A 16054-nucleotide genomic window follows, 5' to 3' on the forward strand; every position below is an offset into this window, starting at 1 on the left:
CGATAATAAAAACGGCTTACCCGTTCTGTTGATCAGAGCAGGTAAGCGTTTTGGCATTACAGATTATTTTTAAGCAACCGAGCGCGGTACACCGCGTCAATCTTGCTGAGGCGTTCGCGGAGGTCGGTGTCTTGTTCGTGTTGGAGGTGGTTGACATCGATGATGGTGTAGGCAACGTCACCCTTGGCGGCGTTGCTCATGCTTTCGATGTTGATATTGGCATTGGCTAACACGGTTGCAATTTGACCAACCATGTTTGGGATGTTTTTGTGCATGATGGTGATACGGTAAGGTGATACGAATGGTACTTGGAGGTTAGGTAAGTTCACACTGTTGAGGACGTTCCCGGTTTCCAAGAAGGTCATGATCGTTTCAGCACCTTGGACGGCGCCGTTGGTTTCGGCCTCACCAGTTGAACCACCAATGTGTGGGGTAACGACGACATCATCGCGGTTAAGGATTTCATCACTCCCAAAGTCAGTGTAGTAGCCAACTGCTTGGTGATTATCCAGCGCTTTGATCATTTCGGTATTGTTGACAATCCCGCCGCGAGCGAAGTTGAAGACCGTCACACCCGGCTTCATGGCCGCAAACTGTTCGGCGCCAATCATGCCGGTCGTTTCCTCGTTCTTAGGGACGTGAACGGTAACGTAATCGGCATTTTTCAACGCTTCTTCTAGCGTTGCCGCCCGTTCGATCGAGGTTGAGATCCGCCATGCAGCGTCTGCTGAGAGGTAAGGGTCGTAACCGATGACCTTCATGCCGAGATTGCTGGCGGCGTTAGCGACGAGTGAGCCGACGTGGCCGACACCGATAACGGCGAGGGTTTTGCCGAGAAGTTCTTGACCGTTAAACTTGGTCTTATCGCGTTCAGTCCGCTTTGAAATATCAGCACCGCTGTTTTGAGCAGCGTAGTCGGCGGCCGCAAACAGGTTGCGAGAAGCGGCGATGAACATGGCAATCATCAGTTCCTTGACGGCGTTCGCGTTACTGCCTGGTGTGGTGAAAACGGCAGTCCCGTTAGCCGTGGCTTTATCGAGGGGAATGTTGTTGAAACCAGCACCGGCTCTGGCAATGACCTTAAGGTGTTTTGGAAAGTCGTGATCGTGTAAATCGACTGACCGAATGAGGTAGGCATCGGCATCATCGGTTTGGTTGATGGTGTACTGGTCAGCAAAGCGGTCTAAACCGGCTTGAACGATAGCGTTGTAAGTTTTGACGTTGTAGGGTTTAATTTGGGGCATGGGAAATTCCTCCTGATGAATTTAGTGATTTTTTTCGAATTTGTAGAGTTCGTTAACGAGGGCCTGAACGCCTTCAAATGGCATGGCGTTGTAAAGACTGGCGCGAAGACCACCAACGCTTCGGTGTCCCTTTAAGTTAAGCAGACCGTTGTCAGTTAAGTCGGCGATAACGGCTTTGTCTAGTTCAGGATCGCCAGTCACGAATGGCACGTTGGTGAGTGACCGGTCAGGCGCGATAACTGTGCTTCTGAAGAGTTTTGAGTTATCTAAGAAGTCATAGAGTAGGCTGGCTTTCTTTTCGTTACGTTGTTGCATTTCGTCAACACCGCCCTGTTTCTTAAGCCACTTAAGGGTTAAGCCAGTAGCGTAGATGGCGAAAACTGGTGGGGTGTTTGGCATCGAATTCTTTTTGGCAAACAGGCTGTAGTTGAGGATGTTTGGAATGTGTTCAACTGGTTTAATGAGGTCCTTTTTGACGATGACCAACGTCACCCCAGCTGGGCCAAGGTTCTTTTGAACGCCAGCGAAAATGAGGTCGAAGTCGGCAACGTTATAGCGTTGGGCCATGATGTTGGAAGACATGTCACCAATCAGCTTAGTACCGTTAGTTTGTGGCAGGTCACGGTAGGCCGTTCCTTCGATGGTGTTGTTGGTGGTGATGTGCAGGTAATCGTAGGTGTCGGTTGGTAGTGAGGCTGTCAGTTGTGGTAACCGATCGTAGTGGGTGTCCTTCGTGGAAGCCAGTGTATCAACGGTTAAACCAAGGTTGGCAGCTTCATCGCTGGCGCGGGCAGCCCAGTGACCACTATCTAGCAAGGCAATCCGGTGGTGCTCAGTTGCCAAGTTAAGTGGGACCGCCGCAAACTGACCGGTACCGCCGCCCTGAAAGAACATGATTTCGTAATTATCAGGAATGGCAAGCAAATCACGGAGGTCTTGCTTGGCCGTGTTAATGATATCGTCAAACATGGGAGTTCGATGAGAGATTTCCAAAATACTCATACCACTTCCGTTGATGGAAGGGAGTTCTTGTTGGATCTGAGTGATTACTTCATTGGGTAACGTTGCCGGACCAGCGGCGAAATTATAAACGGGCATAACCTGATTCCTCCAATTAAGTTCAAAATAAAAGCCCCCACAGTCAGTCCTGTGAGGGCGCTAGTTTACAAGCGTTTAGCGGTCTCACAGAGAAAATGTTTCATCCATGTGAGACCTTTCTAAGGCGTTACAAAAGGGGTCTACACGGATTCTGCTGTAGACCAGGAGGAGGATGTTGTCATGTTTAAGTTAAATGTTGTCATCGTAAATAGCCTCCTTAATTTCTTTAATTAAAATTTAACAGAAGCAAACGGGAAAGTCAAGCGTGTTAGGAAAAAGGGTTTCAGAATGGTGCGGCGATAAGGTAGGAAAAACGATAAGTAACGTTAAAGACCACCAAAGTTTTTAGGCGACGTCCCGTAAATTCGGCCACCAAGGTGAAAACATGCTAAACTAAACGCAACTAGACAACTCACACGAGGAGGCGTTAACCATGCAGCGTGGCGAAGACGATGACTGGATCTTAAAACAAATCAAGCAGATTGCTTACGGCATTGGGTACGTGCTTTCAGGTGGCAAAGGCAACGACCCGCAGTTTGAAGTGGTGTTTCCGCAACCAGATACCAAGGCCTTGCCGTACCAAAAGGAAATCCAGCTGTTGATTGATCAGCACCAGTACGCCAAGGCGGCGGATCGGTTGTTATCGGTTCAGTACGCGATGGCCGATGCGGATTTTATGAAGTTAGGTGTTTGGTTTTATGATACGGTGAATGGGATTCCTGAAGCGCAACTTGAAGCCGGTGGGTATTCGAAGGCGGCCATTGTTGCCGGGTTAAAGCAGTTGGCTGAACTACGTGAGTCGTAGCGGTTGAGTTCAATTTTAAATTTTTGACCCGAAATATCGCAACCTGTGCGATAATGATTAAAAATGAGAAGACGAGGAGACGCACATGACTGACTTTTACTTTATTCGCCATGGCCAGACCAAGGCAAACGCACTGGGATTGAAACAGGGAACGATCAACACCGAACTCACGTATTTGAACGAGGTTGGTGAACAACAAGCGCAGCACTTGCACGATAACTTTGATATCAGCTTTGCTGACCGGGTGATCGTAAGTCCCTTAACGCGAACGAAGCGCACTGCTGAGGTGTTAAACCAGACGGCGCAATTACCAGTGACGGAAGATATTCGCTTGCTAGAGATCTCGTATGGCGATTGGGATGGTCAAAAGAATGCGGATCTGGAAGCCGACCACGGTGAAGTATTTGATCCCGTGCTGCACGATGTGTTGCCAACGTACGTTGATTTGACAGAAAATGGTGAAAGTTTCAAACACGTGGAAGAACGCGCGGATGCTGTGATGCAGGATTATGCCAAGCAAGATCCGGATGGCAAATTCATCGTGGTGACGCACGGTTTTACGGTCAAGGCAGCGGTGTTAGCAGCCTTGAAGCCAGAATCAGTGATGGCGTTGCCGGAGCCGGAAAATACTAGTCTAACGAAGATCAGTTTGATCGATGGGCGGTATTATGTTTGGTATTATAATCGGGTGAAGTAGAGAGTGGAACGAAGCGCTTAGAAGGTGGCGTATAAGGAGAAGCCAGTGAAGCTACCGGTTTTTGGTAGGTTTACTGGCTTCTCCTTATATGCAACCTTCTGCTTCGTGGAACTCGTTTCGGCGCGGTGGCCTGAGAGTGGGGTCGTTGGTCGGCTTCACTAGGTAACCGATTTGTGGACGCTAAAGCTTTAATGGCGCCGAAAATGAAGTTGCCGGAATGAGCGTCGCCAGAAGTGTTGAGTAAGCTTAGTGAGAATTATTGAATAGAATAAAAAACAAACCACGGCAAGAACGTCGTGGTTTGTTTTTTATGGTGTTAATAGTTACTGTATCGCGCGTTAATGTCCTCAAGCCGAAACGTGTTCCACAAGGCAGAGAGCTGCACGTAAGCTACTTCCACCACAAGCTCCAAAAACCGGAGCTTCTGGCGAAAGTAACTTACGCTCCGCTCTCTAACCGCCTTGTTCCACACTCTGCCCTAATGCGTATACAACCAAACCCGCAACGTCAACAAATAATCCTCAACAACGGGTAAATCGTGATCCTTTGGTAAATCACTTTCAATCCGTTCAACGGTTTTTTGTGACCAATGGTGGGTTTTGGTTTCAGCGGCAATTAAAGCAAGCTGTTCCGGTGTGAACAGGGTGGCTAATGCTGGGCGCTTGACAATGCCATATTGGTAGCGCATGGCTAACGTCCACAGGTATAGGTAGAGTGCCTGCATGCCGCTTTCATTGATTGAGTCGATCAAACTTAAATTATCGAGTTGTTCCGTAAGTTGTTGTTCGATACGCGTATCTTTTACTGGGAAGTTGTTGTGAATTTCCCCGGTTTGGTTTGCGTGCTGAGTAATTCGATGGTTGCTCTAAATAGGTTGTTCTCCCGACCGTAAACCGCAACTGTTTGGTCTTCAGCGGGTTCTACAACGAGGTCGAATTGTGACAGATAACTTGATATCCAGTTAATATCATGACGCAGGGTCTCAGAATCAGTCGCTAGAGTGGCAATCAACTCATCCATAGCAAGGTGCTGTGGTGCATGAATGAGGAGCCAAAGCGTTAATTGAACCTGACGGGCAACGGTTTTTGGGTCATTATCTTTAATCATGTCTATCCCTCCCATGGGGTTGAATGAGCTGTGATTCAGTTCACGCTCCACCCTAATTTTCGCAGGTTATGAAATCGTTGTCAATATAGAACACTTAGCTCGAAATGTCATACTATATCTGAATTTAGTCGTTATTTGACGTGATAAATTCTCGCACTGAGGGTTCAATTAGTTCTATTGACGAGTCGACAACAGTGTTACAAAAATGTAATCGGAATGAGTGGGTATTTGTGATGCTTACAAGGTATAATAACCCTTAACATAACACGAGGGGATGTTTTTTGATGCATCATCTGAAACGCTGGCAATTCGCACTCATGGCAGGCCTGTTGGGGCTGACGCTTGCGGGGTGTGGGACTTCAGCTACCAAAGAAATGAACAACCAAAAAACGGTTAATTTTGCGCAAGACGCACAATCCAAGACGCCACGAATCTGGTATGAAACGACCGGATCAAACGTGACGAGTGATAGTAAAGTTGCCTACATTATCGTGACCCAAAACGGTAAGGGAACCGTTTATCGGACGAGCAATTATACGTTGCCAAACTTCTACCACAAAAGTGATAGTCAGATTATCGCGCTTGCGAAACGCTTAGATAAGCGTTCCTACACCTTGAAACGGGATGCAGCCTATGCGGCAAATACATCAACTTATGATGAACTTGCCCAGACGCTACATCCAACGACGACGCGGGTTCCGGATCCGGCGGTGGGGGACGACTCTTCGTCGAGCGAGTCCGTTACAATGAAACCCCTCACAACTACGGAAAAAAAGGCCACCAAGTTTGTGATGAGCGCGTTAAAAGATCGCCGACTCAAAATTGAATCAGCCCAGTACCAGAAACCGACGCCACAACCCCTAAAAATCACGGTAACGAAGAAACATGGCCAAGTGGTGGGGGAACAGATGGTTTATCGGCACCACGATTACGATAGCTATTTTGCGCAGTTGGCGGATAGTTCAGCTTGGGCAAAGCAGTATTTGAAATCGGGGCAACTTGCAACCATCAAACCGATGTCGGATTATTTTGTAACAACGGAAGGTTCGCCGGTGGTTTACAAACACCTGACGAAGAAGCCGTTATCGATCGTGGATCAGTACGTTGGCTACTTGGAGAAGAAGCAAACGGATGATGACGATGACGCTAAGGATGCGGGGGCATTGCTGACACGAACGAGTAATGATCAGTCGGTCATGGCGTTTGATCAGGCCAATACGACCGGTGTAACAGTTAAAAAGTAACTAAAAAAGCGTTAGCTAACGCCCAATCTGGGAGTTGGCTAACGCTTTTATTGTGTGATCACCACTTTACCAGTAGCGTGACCGCTCGCAACGTAATCGAGTGCGGCTTGTGTTTGATCAAAAGTAAAGGTTTGGTCAATGGTTGGCAAAACGTGGTTGGTTGTCAGGAGATCGGTCAATTCAGCAAGTTGTGCGCCGCTGGATTTAACCAACATGAAACGGTAATCAATGTTGCGTTGTTTGGCTTTTTTATCAAGACGGCCTGAGAGTAGTTTCAGCAGGAACCGCATTGGCGCTTTGAGTTGGTAGTAATCGCTTGATCTTTTAGAAAGGCGCGGTTAGGAAAGCCGTTAACCGTAACAATGCGACCACCCGGTTTAACGTGGTCAAAGGTTGCCGTAAGTTCTTGACCACCGCGAAGGTCGAAGGCAGCGTCAAAGGTACCCAGCTGTGTTAAGAAATTAGGCTGGTGATAATCAACGACGGTTGTTGCCCCAAGCGCCTTTAAACGATCAACGCTTTTGGGACTGGCAGTCGTCGTCACTTCAGCACCGAGTACGGCAGCAATCGGAATCGCTAAACTGCCTAGTCCGCCAGAACCAGCCGGAATGTAGACGCGTTGTCCGGGTTGAACGTTGAGGTAATTATGGAGTGCTTGATAGGCGGTCAGGCCAACTAATGGGATCGCAGCCGCTTGAACGTCACTAAGTTCAGCTGGAATTCGCGCAATATTAACGGCTTCAACAGTCACGTATTCAGCAAAACTACCAATGTGGTCATCGGGAAGTTTGCCAAATACCCGGTCGCCAACCTTAAAACGGTGAACGTCTGAACCGGTTTGGATGACTTCACCCGCAAAATCGTGGCCAAGCGTTAACGGAAACTCAGTCGCCATAATTGTGCGAAGGTCGCCGTGTTTGCGTTTCAGGTCAATTGGATTGACGCTGGCCGCGTTGATTTTGACGAGTACCTGAGTATCGGTTGGGACGGGAATTGGTAGTTCACTTAGGGTTAACGGCTGTTTACCGTATTTTGAAATGGTGTAAGCTTTCAATGCTTTAGGGCCTCCTTGAGGGTGGCGAGTAGTTGGGTCATATCATCGAGTTTGTCTGCCATAGTGAGGTAGTAGTAATGTTTCGTGCCAACCTTTTCAAGGCGGACCATGCCGGCTTCACGCAGTAGTTTGATGTGATGCGACACGGTTGGTCGAGAAAGGTTAACGGCTTTCGTTAAATCGCCAACCCGTTGACCGTTATGGCAGCCAGCAGCGGTCATAGCGGCAATGATTGCCTGACGACTGGGATCACCAATCGCGGTCAGGGCAGATCGACTATGGTTAAATGCTTCAAGTAATTGGTTCAAAATATCAACTCCGTTCATCAACTTGAACCGAGTATAGCTGATTTGGTAGAAGAAAGCTATATTGGGAAAGAAAGTCGAGATGTATGTAAGAGAGTGTGGAACAAAGCGGTTAGAGACTGGAGCCTAAGCCACTCCGACCAGAAACCCCGGTTTTTGGGGTTTCTGGTCGGAGTGGCTTAGGTGCAAGTCTCTGCTTTGTGGAACACGTTTAGGCTAGGTGACAGCAACGAGCAGAGAGAATATGGAACACGTTTAGGTTCGAGAACAATAATGAGCAAACCCTGTAGCGCACATTTAAACACAAAGGTAGCAACGCCTCCTCAAAAAGCCTCTTTCAAACCTCAAACCACAAACAAACAGACCATCCAGCCAACCCCAAAAGGGTCAATCAGATGGTCTGTTTTCTATTCCTAGTTAACTAACTAATATCAATTTAAGCCCGTTCCACACTAGGCACAGTTGCCAAAGCGGCCGCCGTATCCTGCGCAGTAAACAAGGTCACTTCATGACTCAAAGCCCGAGTCGTTAATTGTTTAGCCAAGTCAGATTCGTCTTCAGTTGCAAGGACGAAGGCGAGGTCGTCTGGCCAAGCTTGATCAAGTTCGTAAACGGTGTGCGGGTAACCAGCAGAAGCCAAAGCATCCATTAACTCGGTATTCTTAGCATCCGTTGGCGTCACCATGATTGGGCCGGTGACGTGGCTATCAAAGTGGTAGCTATCGAAGAAGGCCCGGTGGAGCGCTTCTCCAAGGGTCTTGCCATGACCGAGGTCTTCACCAGTTGACTTCATTTCAGGACTCAGTGCAGTTGGGGCGCCAGGTAACTTCGCAAATGAGAAGACTGGTGCTTTCACGTAAACGCTGTCTGGTTCTGGGAATAAGCCGGGTTCAAGACCAATTTCAGCAAGTGATTTGCCGATGATCATTTGGGTCGCCAGTTGTGCTAAGTGCTTATGAGTGATTTTACTCATAAATGGCACCGTCCGGGAAGCCCGTGGGTTCACTTCGATGACGTAAACTTGGTCTGCCACGATGAATTGAATGTTCATCATGCCGACACAGTGAACGGATTCACCGATTTGAGTGGCAATTTTTACGATTTCAGCTTTTTGAGCATCGGTTAAATGCTGTGGTGGGTACATGGCGATTGAATCACCTGAATGGACCCAGCGCCTTCCAAATGTTCCATGATGCCTGGAATGAAGACTTGATCGCCGTCACTCAGGATATCAACTTCACATTCAGTCCCATGGATGTATTTATCAACCAAGATTGGTTGGCCACCACTGTTCTTCAAGGCTGGAATCAGATAGTCGTTTAATTCGTCTTGGTTATGAACGATGGCCATCCCTTTACCACCAAGCACGAAACTTGGCCGAACGAGAACTGGGTAGCCTAAAGCAGTTGCGATGTGGTGCGCTTCTTCCATGTTCATTGCGGTATCGCCCTTTGGATGAGCGATGCCTTTAGCAATCAACAGTTCTTCGAAGTCGTGCCGGTTTTCGGTTTGTTCGATGCCGTCCATTGACGTTCCTAAGATGTGAACACCACGGTCGGTCAGTTCTTGGGTCAAGTTGATAGCCGTTTGACCACCGAATTGCACAATGACACCGATTGGTTGTTCCAGGTTGATGATGTTCATCACACTGTCGATCGTCAGTGGTTCGAAGTAAAGCTTATCTGAAATTGAGAAGTCGGTAGACACGGTTTCAGGATTGTTGTTGATGATGATGGCGTTGTAACCAGCAGATTGAATGGCTTTAACTGAGTGAACAGTGGTGTAGTCAAATTCAACCCCTTGGCCGATCCGGATTGGACCAGCACCGATAACAACGATGCTGTTACCGAGTGGCTTGCTTTCGTTTTCAGTCCCCACTGTGCTGTAGAAGTAGGGGGTGAAGCTTTCAAATTCAGCGGCGCAGGTATCAACCATCTTGTAGACGAGTTGTTGATCAGCATTTCATGGAGTTGCTTGAGTTCGTGGTCGTTGACGGGGTTAACCGCCTTGATCATGGCGTCATCGAAGCCGAGCTTTTGCGCTTGAAGCACAAGGTCAGCGGTCAACATGCCAGTCACCAGTTGCTTTTGCATGTCCATGATGTTGAACAACTTGATGAGGAAGAATTCATCGATCTTGGTGGCATCGTGAAGTTGTTCGAGGGTCGCACCTTTAGCGATGGCGGCAAATAATTCGAACAACCGAATGTCAGTATCGACCGGAATCTTTGCCAGTAGTTCGTCTAAGGACTTGCCTTCAGCATCTTCTGGCAACAGGGTGTTTTGCATCTTAGTATCCAATTCAAGTGATTGAACAGCTTTGAGCAGTGATTCTTCAATGTTGCTCCCAATCGCCATGACTTCACCGGTGGCCTTCATTTGGGTCCCTAAGTCCGATCAGCATTGTAGAATTTGTCAAATGCAAAGCGGGGGATCTTAGCAACCACATAGTCCAAAGCGGGTTCAAACATCGCGTAAGTCGTTTGGGTGATTGGGTTGATGATTTCATCAAGGTTCAAGCCCACTGCGATTTTAGCCGCGATTTTGGCGATTGGGTAACCAGTTGCTTTGGAAGCCAAAGCAGATGACCGGCTGACCCGCGGGTTAACTTCAATGACGTAGTAAGCTTCGCTATAAGGATCTTGGGCCAGTTGCACGTTGCAGCCGCCTTCGATCTTCAAGGCGTTCACGATGGTCAAGGAAGCGTCCCGGAGCCGTTGATATTCTTTATCAGTCAGCGTTTGGGTTGGGGCAAACACGATGGAATCACCGGTATGCACACCCACGGGATCAAAGTTTTCCATCCCAGTCACAATGATGGAACTCCCATTGTGGTCACGCATGACTTCAAATTCAATTTCCTTGTAGCCGGCGATGCTCTTTTCAATCAAGCATTCCGTTTCAGGTGACATGGTCAAACCACGGCTAAGCACCGTAGTCATTTCGGCATCGTTGTTGGCGAAGCCGCCACCAGTACCGCCCAAGGTGTAGGCTGGCCGAATGATAACGGGGTAGCCAATTTCATGAGCAAAGTCTAAGCCGGCTTGTAAGTCGTAAACCGTCAACGAAGGTGGAATCGGTTGATCCAGTTCATGCATCAACGCTTTGAATTCTTCCCGGTCTTCGGCTTGGTTAATGGTGTGTAAGTTGGTGCCAAGGAGTTCGATGTTGAGTTCCTTTAAGACACCGGTTTTAGCCAGTTTAACGGCCAAGTTTAAACCAGTTTGGCCACCCAAAGTTGGTAAGATGGCGTCTGGTTGTTCTTTTTTCAAAATTTCAGTGACACTCTCAACCGTCAGTGGTTCGAGGTAGACCTTATCGGCGATTTCGTCGTCGGTCATGATCGTGGCGGGGTTAGAGTTGATGAGGATGGTTTCGTAGCCTTCCTCCTTCAAGCTTAAGCACGCTTGGCTACCAGCGTAGTCAAATTCAGCGGCTTGGCCGATCACGATTGGACCGGAACCAATGATGACGATTTTGTTAATATCTGTTCTTTTAGGCATTTTCTACTCCCCCGTTCGCGTGCATTAAATCGATAAATTGACTGAATAGCCGAGTGGCTTCGTGTGGGCCAGGTGCGGCTTCTGGATGGTACTGCACTGAAAAGACGGGTCGTCCCGGATAGCGCAGGCCTTCGCAGGTCTTATCATTGATTTCAAGCGCGGTCACTTCGAGTGGGGTATCTTCAACTGAATCAACGTCAACGGCATAACCATGGTTTTGAGAAGTGATGACCACTTCGCCAGTTAACAGGTTCTTAACGGGATGGTTGATGCCACGGTGACCAAAGACCATTTTGTAGGTCCGGGCGCCGTTAGCCAAGGCTAATAGTTGATGACCAAGGCAGATACCGAACAGTGGGTAGGTGTCTTGAAGTTGACGGATGACGGGTAAGGCGTCCGCAAAATCCTCAGGGTTGCCTGGCCCGTTAGAGAGTAAGATCCATCTGGGTGCAGGGCTGAAATGGATTCAAAACTAGCATCCGGCGTTACAACGGTCACGTTGGCGCCAAAGTTCTTAAGTGATTCCACGATGTTGGTTTTAACGCCAAAGTCCATCAGGACCACGTGGTCAGGCTTTTCGGCCTGAGGGGTTGAGAAGGTTGCGGATTTGACAACCGATTCAACGGATTGAGTGGTGTTAAAGCTGCTAGCGGCCAAAGGTTGATTGGTTAAGCTGGCTTTCATCGTCCCATGCTTCCGAATGATCTTCGTCAATTGACGCGTATCGATACCTGCAATCCCAGGAACGCCGGCCTTTTTCAAGAATTCATCCAAAGTCATGACACTTTGGTAATGAAAAACCGTTGATGCAAGTTCTTGCATAACAACGGCCGACGCAGCAACGGTCGGCGATTGATTTGCGTGAAGCGAAATGCCGTAGTTGCCGATAAGGGGATAGGTAAATGTAATAATCTGGTTGGTGTATGAGGGGTCAGTGAGGGTTTCTTGGTACCCGACCATGCTGGTTGTGAAGACAAGTTCACCTTTAATTTCTTTGCTTAAATCACCACAGGCAGTTCCAATGAACTGATCACCGTTCTCAAGTGTTAAATATTTTTTCATGTTTGAATAACCTCCTCAATTTCCGCCTCACGGGACGGTGTTAATTGCTTTTTGTATAAGATAAGAGAATTATGAGAATATGTCAAGCGTGTTTATGCATTAAAACTGTAAAAATCAGTTATTTATAAGTTTTTAACTAAATATATGCATTGTTATAAACTTAATTGATTAACTAATTCCAACATAACTTTAACTGTGAACAACGAGTGACAACGTTCTCAAACCTTGATACAATAGCATTTTTTACAAACAATGGAAAAATCAGTTATTTCAACCGCGTTTTAATTTATGCAAAAAACTGCATATGCAATAATTTTTTTGTGAATATTGCTAATTTAGCGCGAATTGAATTCCAGATTTGAATTGATTTTATAACAAAACTGCGAATAATACTAGCGGTGAATTGCAATTTAATTCGGCTTTAATTTAAAAAGAAAGTTGATTCCAACCTAAACAGTCGGTAGATAAGCAAAAAGGGCAACGATACCGACGTCAATTTTTTTCGAATTTGATACTTGATGAGAACAACTAAATATTTGCGACAATGACTATAAAATGGGCGTTAAGTGACAGTTATCTGAAGCTGCATTTGAGTTGGAAAACGACATTATTGTTGTTTATTCTACAAAGTTAATGAACATTTCGTTAAGCCAGCCATATATTTTTAACAAATCTCGAAAAAAGTGCTACCATAAGAACTGTTAGGAAGCCCTAACAGTTTTGAAATAGTAAGGGAGCGCGATTTAAATGGCTAACAAGTTAAGTAAGGAACAACGTAAGGCATTGATCGAAAAAGCGGAAGAAGAGCGCGCAAAGCACCCAAAGCCAAAGAGCACCAAGTCTGGCTTCGCAACTATTGACGAAGATGCTGAAAAGCTTGAAAACGAAAAGTAACGTGAGTCGTTTCAAGATATAACTAAAAATCCGGTGGTTACCTGATAGGTAGTCACCGGATTTTTGTGTGATTTTAGTTGCGTTGTGACAAAAAAGTCCGCCGATTTTGAAAAATGGCGAACTCGTTTTGATTTGACTAACACTAGTTTTAGGGTTAGGCGCTTTGCACTTCCACCAACCAGTTATCCTTCATTGCCCGATTACCCAGTTGATCAGTTTGTTGTAACAGGTCATTATTACGCGCAATGATCGTGCCACTGATGGGTGACTTTAAAGTTTCAACGGCTTTGGCGCCCTCTAACTCAAGCAGGTCATCGCCAGTTTCGAGTTTGTTATCTGGTGAGGAGAAGTCCATAAATGAAATATCGCCTAAGTCTTGGTAGGCGTCCGCAGTGATTCCCATCCGAATAACGCCAGGTTTAACCTGTTGGTACCAAACGCCATCTTTTTCAGTTGGTTTAAATTCCGGTTGGCCACCGAAAAGTCGTTTAATGCTTTGGACCAATTTTGTCCAGAATGATGGTTGTGTTGCCATAATGATCGTCTCCCTCTAAATGTTCTATTACCATCAGTATACCGAGATTTCACAAATTAAGAAAGCGGTTGACATTAATCATGGCATAATCACGCGAAAAACTTTAGAATAGAGCTAGATACCTGAAAATACAGGAGGAATCCGCGCATGTTTTTAATCGATACTAGCCGAAATGGCCAACCAGTTTACGATCCGATTGTGAACCAATCGTTGGATAATTACTTGATCAATGACTTAAAACTTCCCGGACACGGGCTAATCATGTATATTAACGCGCCATCAGTGATCGTTGGTGTTAACCAAAATGTATTTGCCGAGGTAAATGTCCCATACCTTCGAGAGAACGATATTGAACTAGTTCGCCGCTCATCTGGTGGTGGGGCAGTTTATCATGATATGGGCAATCTGATTTTTGAAAACATCGTTGTTGGCGATCCTGATGACGGTTCTAAGTGGGGCGATTACAGTAGTTTTGCGATGCCTGTCTTGGACGCGTTGCATGAATTAGGTGCGACGGATGCTGAACTGCGGGGTCGCAGTGACCTCGTTGTCAATAACCATAAGTTCACAGGGATGACAATGGTGAAAGCGGGTGACGCTTACGCTGCTGGTGGGACGTTGATGTTTGATATGGACATTGCGGCCGCAAGCGAAGCCCTGCATCCGGTTGAAGATCGCATCAACGGCAAGTGGGTCAAATCAAACCGCAGTGATATCGAAAATATCAAGTCGCATTTGGCACCTAAATATCAACAACTCGACAGCGAAGGCTTCAAGGAGCAATTGTTGCTGAAGTTGTTCCACGTTGACCAACTCAGCGATATCGAAACCTATCACCTAACGGATAACGACTGGAAAGTCATTGATGCCCGTTTAGCCGAAAAATACCGCACAGCAGACTGGAATTACGGCGAAAATCCGGGCTTCAACCGCTACCGTTTCAAGCAGTTTGCGGCTGGTAACTTGACCCTTAACTTGATGGTCACGGACCAAACGATTACGAAGGTTGCCGTTTATGGTGATTTGTTGGATGCAAAATTGGCGCATAAACTTGAAACCCAACTAACGGATGCCCCGTTGACAAGCGCTGATTTAACGGCTAAGCTCAATAAACGGTGGTTACGTAAGTTGTTGAGCGACGATGAGTTAAGCGACTTAGTAGCCGAAATTTTAATTGATAAACAGTAGGTGACATTGTGGCAAAAGCAAAGTATCCCGTTAGTGAGTACGTGGGCGTTCCGGTTGAACAGGACCAGAGTGGCCAGTACGTCATTAAGGATCAAACCGACTTTCAGTTACATTCGTGGCGAACAGGCCGGCATACCAAGGGCAAGTTCAAGCAATTGGGGCAGGTTTTCCTGACCGAAAACGGCTTGAGCGTCGCCGTAGTTGCGACCCATCCGTGGCATACAAGGATCGTCATGGCATCACGCCGATGCAGCGGTTTACGAGTGAAACTGTGGCGGATGCAGTGCTGAAACTGGCACAGAGTAAGTTGGCATAGGTTAGTTGATGAAAGCGTTAGTGATTATTGTAATCGCTGACGCTTTTTGTTGTCACTTGTGTCCAGCGTAAGCATGTTTAGTTTGTGAAATGATTCTGGTTTTATATAGTGGGAAGATGCCGCGGGAGGCTCCGGCGCTATGCGGGGACTGGAACGCAATGGCCAGATAGGCTTCCAAGCTTTGCTGGGTCGCGGGCCTACGAGCTAGGAATGGCTGAGGACCGCCATGCCGGATCTCTCCGGACCCGCGTATGACTAAGGCACTCGCACCCCGAACCCCACGGGGCACGACTGCCTAAGTCATACCGACACTGCTGAGCCCCGCGCGCCTCCGCCTCCCGCTACATAGTGCGTTGATGGCCACCAGAAATGCTGATTGTTACATTCTGAAGTTCACGAAACTGCGTGACGGCAACGTTGGTTTGTAACTCAGCAACTGTGAAAACAATCGTGGTCAATGTTCAGTAGTCACAACGAATCAACGAGTGCGTAATACTAAAACTGCCAGTTGCGCATCACGTTTGCGTGGACTTAACGTCGTTGCGTTGACATTCAGAAGTGGCCAGTGCGAATATGGAACGGCGACTACTGGTCAATTCAGGCGTTTGTTGAATCAACGTTAGTGTTATTGTGATACCGCCGCAAGTTGACTAATTAAGCACCTGAGATGGTCTACAATAGTGCCTACCTGTGCAATGTGAGATGCAGGTAAGCGGATAGGTGTATGCTGTGTCGCGATAATTGGCGGTTGTTGACGCTTTTCCAACAACCGCCAATTATCGGGGACGAATCTAAGACTCGCACGAATTTTGGCGAGGCTTAGATTCGAGGTCTGAGACCGCTCTTCGGCTCAGGCCGGCCCCACAGCAGGAACCTAGTCGCTTACCGGAATCGACAGTTTACGCAAATCATCGTACTTCACAAACTGAATAGCAACACACTTACGCTGGACACAAGCGACAGCACATAACAGCAAAAAAGCACGTTACCGAACAATGCATTC

The 16054-nt window shown here is 47.2% G+C and carries 13 protein-coding genes and 3 pseudogenes; 6 read left to right on the forward strand and 10 right to left on the reverse strand.

Translation table 11 applies throughout. The features are described 5' to 3' along the window. Positions 1–56: 56 nt before the first annotated feature. Positions 57–1244: a phosphoglycerate dehydrogenase gene (locus tag JCM2765_RS09445; protein ID WP_054736277.1), complete on the reverse strand. Its 1188-nt coding sequence runs from the start codon at positions 1242–1244 to the stop codon at positions 57–59. Between the two features lie 21 nt (positions 1245–1265). Beyond that, positions 1266–2342, reverse strand: a complete 1077-nt coding sequence (gene serC / locus JCM2765_RS09450) for a 3-phosphoserine/phosphohydroxythreonine transaminase (RefSeq protein ID WP_054736279.1) — start codon at positions 2340–2342, stop codon at positions 1266–1268. A gap of 433 nt (positions 2343–2775) precedes the next feature. Between serC and JCM2765_RS09455 the strand changes: the two genes are divergently transcribed. Together JCM2765_RS09455 and JCM2765_RS09460 are read left to right on the forward strand one after the other, a co-directional pair. Further along, a complete protein-coding gene (locus JCM2765_RS09455) occupies positions 2776–3147 on the forward strand; it encodes a DUF6483 family protein (protein WP_054736281.1) in 372 nt (123 codons plus the stop codon). 85 nt (positions 3148–3232) lie between these two features. Continuing rightward, on the forward strand, positions 3233–3844 hold the full coding sequence (locus JCM2765_RS09460) for a histidine phosphatase family protein (RefSeq protein ID WP_054736283.1): 612 nt from the start codon (positions 3233–3235) through the stop codon (positions 3842–3844). A gap of 478 nt (positions 3845–4322) precedes the next feature. Here the strand turns inward: JCM2765_RS09460 and JCM2765_RS09465 are convergent, their stop codons facing one another. After that, complete coding sequence (locus JCM2765_RS09465; RefSeq protein WP_156301750.1) at positions 4323–4595, reverse strand: hypothetical protein; 273 nt, start codon at positions 4593–4595, stop codon at positions 4323–4325. A 50-nt stretch (positions 4596–4645) separates the two neighbouring features. Next, positions 4646–4951, reverse strand: a complete 306-nt coding sequence (locus tag JCM2765_RS09470; protein ID WP_054736288.1) for a hypothetical protein — start codon at positions 4949–4951, stop codon at positions 4646–4648. Between the two features lie 281 nt (positions 4952–5232). On the opposite strand from JCM2765_RS09470, the gene JCM2765_RS09475 reads away from it, so the two are divergent. After that, positions 5233–6195, forward strand: a complete 963-nt coding sequence (locus tag JCM2765_RS09475; protein ID WP_156301751.1) for a hypothetical protein — start codon at positions 5233–5235, stop codon at positions 6193–6195. Between the two features lie 47 nt (positions 6196–6242). Here JCM2765_RS09475 and JCM2765_RS18770 read toward each other — a convergent pair whose 3' ends face one another. The 5 genes and pseudogenes from JCM2765_RS18770 to JCM2765_RS09500 form a co-directional block, all read right to left on the reverse strand. Continuing rightward, a complete protein-coding gene (locus JCM2765_RS18770) occupies positions 6243–6485 on the reverse strand; it encodes a zinc-binding dehydrogenase (RefSeq protein WP_054736290.1) in 243 nt (80 codons plus the stop codon). Continuing rightward, a complete protein-coding gene (locus JCM2765_RS09485; protein WP_054736291.1) occupies positions 6470–7249 on the reverse strand; it encodes an NADP-dependent oxidoreductase in 780 nt (259 codons plus the stop codon). Before JCM2765_RS09485 ends, JCM2765_RS18770 begins: the two co-directional genes overlap by 16 nt. Continuing rightward, positions 7246–7557: an ArsR/SmtB family transcription factor gene (locus JCM2765_RS09490; protein WP_054736294.1), complete on the reverse strand. Its 312-nt coding sequence runs from the start codon at positions 7555–7557 to the stop codon at positions 7246–7248. Before JCM2765_RS09490 ends, JCM2765_RS09485 begins: the two co-directional genes overlap by 4 nt. 724 nt (positions 7558–8281) lie before the next feature. Beyond that, positions 8282–11056 (reverse strand): annotated as a pseudogene (gene carB, locus JCM2765_RS09495) (carbamoyl-phosphate synthase large subunit); the annotation flags it as partial. Then, a pseudogene (locus JCM2765_RS09500) lies at positions 11049–12118 on the reverse strand (carbamoyl phosphate synthase small subunit). The pseudogenes carB and JCM2765_RS09500, both read right to left, overlap by 8 nt. A 747-nt stretch (positions 12119–12865) precedes the next feature. Between JCM2765_RS09500 and JCM2765_RS17580 the strand changes: the two are divergent. After that, positions 12866–13012 carry a hypothetical protein gene (locus tag JCM2765_RS17580; protein WP_162838529.1) on the forward strand — a complete coding sequence of 49 codons (147 nt, stop codon included), beginning with the start codon at positions 12866–12868 and terminating at the stop codon, positions 13010–13012. 154 nt (positions 13013–13166) lie between these two features. Here the strand turns inward: JCM2765_RS17580 and JCM2765_RS09505 are convergent, their stop codons facing one another. Next, entirely contained in the window at positions 13167–13547 is a 381-nt protein-coding gene (locus JCM2765_RS09505) for a glycine cleavage system H family protein (RefSeq protein ID WP_054736296.1), read from the reverse strand. Between the two features lie 147 nt (positions 13548–13694). Here JCM2765_RS09505 and lplA point away from each other — a divergent pair, with 147 nt between their 5' ends. Next, the gene (gene lplA / locus JCM2765_RS09510; RefSeq protein WP_054736299.1) at positions 13695–14735 is read left to right on the forward strand and encodes a lipoate--protein ligase; all 1041 of its coding nucleotides are present in this window, start codon (positions 13695–13697) and stop codon (positions 14733–14735) included. Positions 14736–14740: 5 nt separating this feature from the next. Next, positions 14741–15051: pseudogene (locus tag JCM2765_RS09515) on the forward strand (DUF7671 family protein). The last annotated feature ends 1003 nt before the right edge of the window (positions 15052–16054 follow it).

Source organism: Secundilactobacillus similis DSM 23365 = JCM 2765 (assembly GCF_001311075.1).
Classification (GTDB): domain Bacteria; phylum Bacillota; class Bacilli; order Lactobacillales; family Lactobacillaceae; genus Secundilactobacillus; species Secundilactobacillus similis.